The organism is Rhodococcus sp. Q (assembly GCF_005503035.1).
Lineage (GTDB): Bacteria > Actinomycetota > Actinomycetes > Mycobacteriales > Mycobacteriaceae > Rhodococcus_G.
The window spans coordinates 1-7,806 of record NZ_SCOY01000064.1 but is presented as its reverse complement, the minus strand read 5'-3'; the positions used below and the strand labels follow the sequence as shown (position 1 = coordinate 7,806).

5 protein-coding genes are annotated in these 7,806 nt (G+C 68.9%); 1 reads left to right on the top strand and 4 read right to left on the bottom strand.

Annotated features, from left to right (window positions below):
* The first annotated feature begins 347 nt into the window (after positions 1-347).
* Positions 348-1,496 carry an alkaline phosphatase family protein gene (locus FFS72_RS26230; protein WP_137876691.1) on the top strand — a complete coding sequence of 383 codons (1,149 nt, stop codon included), beginning with the start codon at positions 348-350 and terminating at the stop codon, positions 1,494-1,496.
* Between the two features lie 75 nt (positions 1,497-1,571).
* Here the strand turns inward: FFS72_RS26230 and FFS72_RS26225 are convergent, their stop codons facing one another.
* The 4 genes from FFS72_RS26225 to eccCa form a co-directional block, all read right to left on the bottom strand.
* Positions 1,572-1,865, bottom strand: a complete 294-nt coding sequence (locus tag FFS72_RS26225) for a WXG100 family type VII secretion target (protein WP_050063851.1) — start codon at positions 1,863-1,865, stop codon at positions 1,572-1,574.
* 66 nt (positions 1,866-1,931) lie between these two features.
* Positions 1,932-2,246 carry a WXG100 family type VII secretion target gene (locus FFS72_RS26220; protein ID WP_137876690.1) on the bottom strand — a complete coding sequence of 105 codons (315 nt, stop codon included), beginning with the start codon at positions 2,244-2,246 and terminating at the stop codon, positions 1,932-1,934.
* Positions 2,247-2,414: 168 nt separating this feature from the next.
* Positions 2,415-3,827 (bottom strand): type VII secretion-associated protein, encoded by a 1,413-nt coding sequence (locus tag FFS72_RS26215; protein ID WP_137876689.1) that lies wholly within the window; start codon positions 3,825-3,827, stop codon positions 2,415-2,417.
* A complete protein-coding gene (eccCa, locus tag FFS72_RS26210) occupies positions 3,824-7,786 on the bottom strand; it encodes a type VII secretion protein EccCa (protein WP_137876688.1) in 3,963 nt (1,320 codons plus the stop codon). Before eccCa ends, FFS72_RS26215 begins: the two co-directional genes overlap by 4 nt.
* Between the last annotated feature and the right edge of the window lie 20 nt (positions 7,787-7,806).

Below are 7,806 nucleotides of genomic sequence, written 5' to 3'. Positions count from 1 at the left end.
GAGTTCTCAAAGAACACGCACACACCATCACCACCGAGAAACTCGTTCTCGGCCGCTCCGGGGCAACTGTTCCAGCCTAACTCATCGCAGCGACTCGGTCAAAACCGTGTCGGCCACAATCAGTAAAGGCAGTCGAAGCGCAACAGTATTACTACTGCCGCTAACCTCTGGATTGGCCAGGCGCCTTCGTACAACCTCGTGTCTCTCGCCCGGAGGCGGAGTCGGTGTCCGTGTCGCTCTGACTCGACAAAAGTTACGCGACCGACCTGCCCTCCGCAAATCGGCTGGTCACAGGCCTGAAACCGCGATGTAGCCGTGTTTGGAGGGCCACGTCCTAGCCTGAACGCATGTTGCTTGCTCCGCAGTACGGACGGGATTCGCTGTCGGACCTCGTTCCCTCTGTCCTTGCCCAACTCGGCGTGAACGGCGAGACCGATCGCATCGGCCTCGACCTCACCGGCGTCAATCGGGTGTGCATCCTTCTGGTGGACGGTCTCGGTTCGGAGCTGTTGGCCGCACACCCGGACGAGGCCCCGTTCCTCGCCTCCGCTGCGCCCCGCCCCCGGCTCACCGCCGGCTTCCCCACGACGACCGCGGCGAGTCTGGCGTCCCTCGGAACGGGAATGCCCTCCGGTGAGCACGGCGTCGTCGGCTATCTGATGTCGGTTCCCGGAGAGGACCGGCTGATGAATCCCTTGAAGTGGCGCCTGCACGGGGAAGGTCCACGCGTCGACCTGCTTCGTGAGCTCGTCCCCGAGCAGTTCCAGCCGACACCGACCGCGTTCGAGCGCGCCGCGGCGGCAGGAATCACCGTGTCGAGGGTGGCACCCGCTTATCAAGGCGGTTCCGGTCTGACCCGGGCCGCGCTTCGCGGTGGCGAGTTCAAGCCGACGTTCTCCATGGGTGACCTGGTGGATGCGGCCGTGACGTCACTGCGAGAGGGCGAGCGGTCACTCGTCTACGCGTACCACGGTGAACTCGACCTGACGGGGCATGCGCGGGGACCCGAATCGACCGCGTGGGCCCTCGAGCTCGCGCAGGTCGATCTGTTGGCCCGCCAGATCGCGTCGCGTCTGCCGTCGGACGGCGCCCTGATCGTGACCGCGGACCACGGGATGGTTCAGGTCCGGTCACCTCTCGACGTCGATCAGGAACCCGAGCTCAACGAAGGTGTGCGGCAGATCGGCGGTGAGCCCCGGGCGCGTCACGTCTACACCGAGCGCGACGAGGCCGAGCCCGTCCTCGAGCGCTGGCGGGCCCGCCTGGGCAGCGAGTTCGCGGTCCTCTCCCGCGCGGAGGTGATCGAGCGCGGATGGTTCGGCCCGACCGTGAACACCCACGCCCAGGAACGCATCGGCGACGTCATCGCGGTCGCGACCGGCGACAGCGCACTGATCCGCCGATCCGCGGAACCACTGCAGTCGATCCTCGTGGGGCACCACGGTTCGCTGACCTCGGCAGAACTACACGTCCCACTTCTCGTCTTCCGTCCCTGACCCGGACAGCGCGAGAGGACGTTCCCGATGGCTCTCCTCCATCGGGAACGTCCTCAGCCTGTGAACGCGCGCGGATCAGCCCCAGCTGGCAGCCGCCCGGTTGTTCGTCTCCTGCATCTCCTCGTTACCCGAGCCGACCGCGCGGCCGATCGCGTCGAGCACGGCCTTCAGATCGGCAGCCGAGCGGTCCCAGTTGCCCTGCTCACGCTGGTAGGCCGCGGCGGCGGTGCCGCCCCAGGTCGCGGCCAGCGGCTCGATGAACTTCTTGAGTTGGAAGAGCTGATCCTCGATGGCCGCAGTGGTGCTCGCGATGTCCGCGCGGGCACCTTCGATGACACCGAAGTTGTAGCGGATCTCGTCGCCGCCCATGTTGTCCCCCTTGATGATTCGTACAGGTCGAGTGATTCGTTCGAGGTTGAGTCCGACCGAGGGCGGTCAGATGTCGAGGCTGGCACCCGCGTTGTTGAGCGCCGCGACGTGGGCGTCCTGAGCCTCCGTGAAGGTGTTGCCGTTCGTGCGAATGTTCTCGCTGATCGCGACAAGCGACTGGTTCAAACGCCGAGCACTGTCGTCCCAGCTGGCGATGAGTCCGTCGAACGTCTTCCTCGCCGTGCCGCCCCACGCGCCCTCCACGGCCGTCAGCCGCTGCTGCAGACCCCGCTGCAGTCCGTCGATGCCGTCGCTGACCTCCTTCACGTGCGCCGCCGCGCTCTCCATGGTCCCGGTTTCGGCCTTGAACTCCTCGTTCATGCACCCCTCCTGGTGTCCCGCGTCCGCGATGTTCGACCCCTGGATGGGCCGATCTGGACTCGCCTACACACGGTTGGACGCAGCCACCGCCCCATTCGGTTCCATCGGGTTCCGGGAAGATTCCCCCGGGTGGGCGAGCACGGGAACAAGCCGCACGCCCCGGATCGGTCACCGGGCCGAGATCGTGACCGAATCGGCGACGGCGTCACAGGCCTGCTCCACGCTGTCGGGCTCCCCCCGGAGCGCCTGGCAGCCGACACTGACCTGCAGTACATCGGATACGAACACCCGCCACACGACCCGCGAATCGGGGTCGGGGACCTCCACGTACGCCAGGGCGGGTCGCGCGTCGAACTCGATGCGCGAGAGTTCGCCGAACGTGTCCGAGCGGGCCTCGATCTGGTCGCCGAGCGTCACCGCGACCGCGTCGAGGTCGGCGCCGGGCAGAAGTTCCTTCTGTACCAGCAGGATTCGTGCGGGCCTTCCGTCGTCCCGGACCAGTTCCACACGATCCGCTCCGCCCTCGGAGCCTCGCCGGTGCCAGCCCGGAGGTACCTCCAGCGCAGCCCGTCCCGAAGTGACCCGAACCGGAGCCGCGATCGACGCCGGTGCGGGAGTGGAGATCACCGTGTCCGAGACGATCGGCGCCTCTGCCGACGCGTTCCCAGTGGTCGGGGTGTCGTCCGCCGAACCGTTCACCACGATCCATGCCGCCCCCACGACGACCGCGACGAACGCCGCGAGTACCACGCCCCATCGGCGTGACGTCCTTGCGGGAACGGGCTCGGAGTCGTCGCCTGGACCCGACACGCGTGGCAGCCGACCCGCCTGGCCCAGGCCCCACTCGAATGCGGCGCCGACGAGGGCGCGCGGCGGGATCTCGCACACCGGGACGTCCAGGCCCCAGCGACCGCGCAGCCCGTCCGCCAGTCCGCCGACGACCCCGGTCGGCAGTGCGCCGACGACGGCAACCCATTCGGGGACGTCCGCGTTCGCGGTGTGAACCACCTCGGCGAGCTCCGCTGTGGCTTCCGGGCGAACCGACAGATCCATCGCGCCGATCGAGTCGACACCGACCCTGCCACCGCCGACCGTCGCGGTGGCCTCCGACGCCAGCATTCCCACCTCGAGGACCACACCGAACCGGTTCGCGCCGTCCGGATCCATTGCCGCCGCGGCGATGTCCGCGACCGTCACCACACGGACCTCACGAGCGAGACGACGACCCGCCGCGGCCAGAACCCGGCGGCGACGCGTCGCCCATCCCGTCGGGCAGGCGACGACGAGGTGGTCGACGGGTGTCACCGCCCCGGCAGCGACGACCGCGTCGGCGAGAACCTCCGCCAGAACTTCGACGACATCGACGGCGTCGGTCCCGAGGAGAAGCACGTCGTCGTCCACGAACCGGATCGGTGCGGGTTCGAAGACCTCATCGGACGCGGCCATCGCGCGATCCACACCGACGACGAGTCCGCCCGCGGCGACCGTCACACCCGACGGACGCTCGATGGTCCGGCTCCCGTGTCGAGCCCACGTCGCGGACTCGGTCAGGTGCACCGCGACCACCGATCGTCCGGTCACAGCGGCGGCATCCACGCGATCTGGATCTGGGCGTTCCCGGAGCGGGTGACCAATGCCGCTCGGCCGGGCGGCATCTCGGTGGGGCGCGCAGTTCCGATCAGATTGCCCTCGTCTCGACTCCCGCTCATCACGAATCCGGTCGGAACGAGGTCGCGGAGGCGCGCGATGATCGGCTCGTAGAGGGCGCGGCCTGCACCACCGGACCTGCGGGCCACGATCAGGTGGAATCCGACGTCCCTGCCGTGCGCAAGGTGGTCGAGGATCGGAAGCAAGGGGTTGCCACTCGATGTGACGACCAGGTCGTAGTCGTCGACGACCACGTAGATCTCCGGTCCCGTCCACCACGAGCGGTCGCGAATCTGCTGCGGAGTCAGGTCCGCCCCGGGCATCCGCGCAGTCAGCAGGCCCGCGAGTTCGTTCATCATCGTCGTCAGGGTCTGGGCGTTCGGCGCGTAGCCGGCGAGATGTGGACCCTCGACGGCGCCGAGCATGGTTCGGCGGTAGTCGGCGAGGATGATCTTGGCCTGTTTCGGGGTGTTGGACTCCATCAGTCCCGCGCAGATCCCGCGCAGAAGCGTGGTCTTGCCCGCGCCTCCGTCCGCGAAGGCCAACATGTGCTGGTGGACGTTGAAATCCACGTACACGGGCGCGAGGTCGGCCTCGTCCAGTCCGATGGGCACCCGCAGGCAAGCGGATTCGTCGGCGGGCGGCCACCCGGCCGATCGGGCCACGACGTCGGTCCGGTCGCAGCGTTCCGGCAGCATCCGGACAGCGGGTGCCCGGTCTCCGGTGGAACCGGCGCCGATCCGCGCGACCGCGTCCGCGACGCCTGCGCCGAGGTCGTCGGTGGTGGCCCGACCGTCGACCCGCGGCAGCGCCGTGAGCATGTGCAGTCCGTCGGAGGTCATGCCTCGGCCCGGTCTGCCCTCCGGCACACGGCTCGCCTTGACCCGCCCGAAGTCCGAGTCCGCCGGATCTCCGAGGCGCAGTTCGATTCGCGTCGCCAGCTGGTCCTTGAGTGTCGGACGGATCTCCGCCCACCGGGAAGCGGTGACCACGACGTGCACGCCGAACGACAAGCCCTGACTTGCCAGAGCGTTGATCTGCATCTCCAGCGACTCGAAGTCCTGCCGGACTCCGGGCCATCCGTCCACCATCAGGAACACGTCGCCGTAGGGGTCGCCAGCGACGTTCGGGTCGCCCGCAGCGCGGCGTCGGCGGAACTCCGTCATCGAGTCGATTCCGAGTTCGCGGAACCTGCGCTCCCGGTCGCGTACGAGCGTGTTCATCTCGGCGACGGTGCGCCGCACCCGGTCGACGTCGAGGCGGTTCGCAACCGACCCGACGTGCGGCAGACCCGCCAGCCCCGAGAGGGTTCCGCCGCCGAAGTCCAGGCAGTAGAACTGCACCTGACGGGGCGTGTGCGTCAGGGCCATCGCCAGGATCATCGTCCGCAGCGCTGTCGACTTGCCGGACTGTGTGCCACCGACAACGGCGACGTTGCCGCGCGAACCCGCGAGGTCGACGACCAGCAGGTCTCGGCGCTGGTCGTAGGGGCGGTCGACGATGCCGATCGGCGCGCGCAACGCCACCGGTTCGCTGTCGGTGGGTGCGGGCACGGCAACCAGATCGCCCAGTGCGGGCGACGCGTCGAGCGGCGGCAGCCACACCTCGTGCGCGGCCGACCCGCGGCCACGCAGCCGGTCGACCACGGTGTCGAGCACCGTGCGTCCCGTGTCCGTGACGACGTCCGGCTCCTCCGCCCGGTCCGGTTCGGGCGCGGCGGGCAACGCGACCGCCGCCGCGGTGAACGACCGCGGACGCAGGTCCACCGCCGCAGCGGACTCCGCGAGGACGCCCCCGGACGTGCGCCGCAGGTACGGACCCGACACGTACGCCGCGGCGAAACGGACGATCTCGGCCGAGTCGCACTTGAGGTAGCCGGCGCCGGGCTGCGCCGGCAGGTGGTAGGCGTCGGGGACGCCGAGGACGGTGCGCGATTCGTTGGCGGAGAACGTCTTCAGGCCGATCCGGTACGAGAGGTGGCTGTCGAGTCCACGCATCTTGCCTTCGTCGAGGCGCTGACTCGCCAGCAGCAGATGGATGTGCAGCGAGCGTCCCAGACGTCCGATCGCGACGAACAGGTCCGCGAACTCCGGCTGTTGACTGAGCAGTTCCGAGAACTCGTCGACGACGATGAACATGGCGGGCAACGGAGCGAGAGCAGCGCCCCCAACCCTGGCCCGCTCGTACTCGGTCACGTTGGCGAAGTTTCCGGCCGAGCGCAGCAACTCCTGCCTGCGATTCATCTCGCCTGCCAGCGCGTCCCTCATCCGGTCCACCATCGCCAACTCCTCGGCGAGGTTCGTGATGACGGCCGCGACATGAGGCAACCCGTCGAGACCGAGGAACGTCGCACCGCCCTTGAAGTCGACGAGCACGAGATTCAGCGCGTCCGGGGAATGCGTGGCGGCGAGTCCGAGGACAAGGGTCCGCAGGAACTCGGACTTGCCCGAGCCGGTCGCGCCGATGCACAGCCCGTGCGGGCCCATCCCGTTCTCCGCGGACTCCTTCAGGTCGATCTCGACCGGCGTGCCGTCCATCCCGACACCGATCGGGACCCGCAACCGGTCCCGCGGGCTCCGCGGCGCCCACCCCGTGGCCACGTCCAGGGCAATGAGGTCAGGGAGCCCGAGCAGGCGCCGCCAGTCGGTGTCGGCGTCTTCGGCGCCGTCACCGGCGTCGGTGACCGCCCCGGTGGCGACGCGGAACGGCGCGAGGCGACGAGCTGCCGTCTGGGCTTGGTGCACGCTGAGCCCGTCGGGTACAGCGAAAGTCTCGACACCCGACGCGCTGCGGGCCCCGATCCCCGTGCCGGAGAGCACCAACTGGATCCCGCGTGTTGCGGACAACGTCGGTCGGTAGCCGCCCAGGTCGAGCACCGTCACCGAGTCCAGACCGTCGTCGAGAATGCCGGGGCCGGAGGTGATTCCGCCGTCCAACACCACCAGAACCTGCGGTACACCCGCGGTTGCCGGGGCCGTCCGCGAGTACCGCGCGCGCATTGCCAGGTAGGTGCCGAGGACCTCGTCGAGTTCGGCCAGGGAGCCGTAGACCATGCGCCCACTGCCGACGCCGTCGACACGATCCGGGTGCTGGGCGTGCGGCAGCCACTTGACCCATTCCCACTCGGCGGTGGTGTCGGGGCCACACACGACGACGACCTGCACGACATCGGGACCGTGAAAGGTGCAGAGCTGCACCAGCATCGCGCGGACCAGGTCACGTGATGCAGACCTGTCCCCCTCGAATCCGATCGCCGCGAACCCGCGCATCGCCACCGCGGTCGGCAGGCTCGGGACGACCGAGTGGGTGCGGACGAACCGACGCAGCGACACCGCCGCAACCGGCTCGAGGTCCTCGACCGGTCCGGTCTCGGGCGTGACGAGTCTCGTTGCCAGCCGCTGACTGCCGCGGCCGACCCGGACGTGCAGGTGGTCCTGATCGCCGACGCGGCGTTCCCACATTCGTGCGGTGCCCGCGAGCGTCCACAGGTGTGCGGGATCCGGATGACTCCAGTCCAACGCCGCCCGCTGCTTGTCCACCGTGTCGTAGACGTCGCGGCGCAACTGGTCCAGATAGCGCAGGTAGTCCTTGCGGTCCTCGTTGATCTCGGCTCCCCGCGAACCGTTGCCCCGTCCACCCGCGAGCATTCCCAGCATCGAGACGACCATCATCACGGGGAACATGAGCGACATCGGGTTCGACGACATACCCGAGGTGAACATCAACGCGACCATGCCGACCATCGCCACGACCATCACCACCGGCAGCAACTTCTGCAGGAGGTTGCCCGGGACGACCTTCGGGATGTCCGGAGGCGGCTGCAGGCTCACCTCGCCCCCGGGCGTACGCGGCACTTCCCCGCGCGCCTTGCGCACGAAACGCACTGTGGCCATGAAGCGCTCACCCCCTGGTC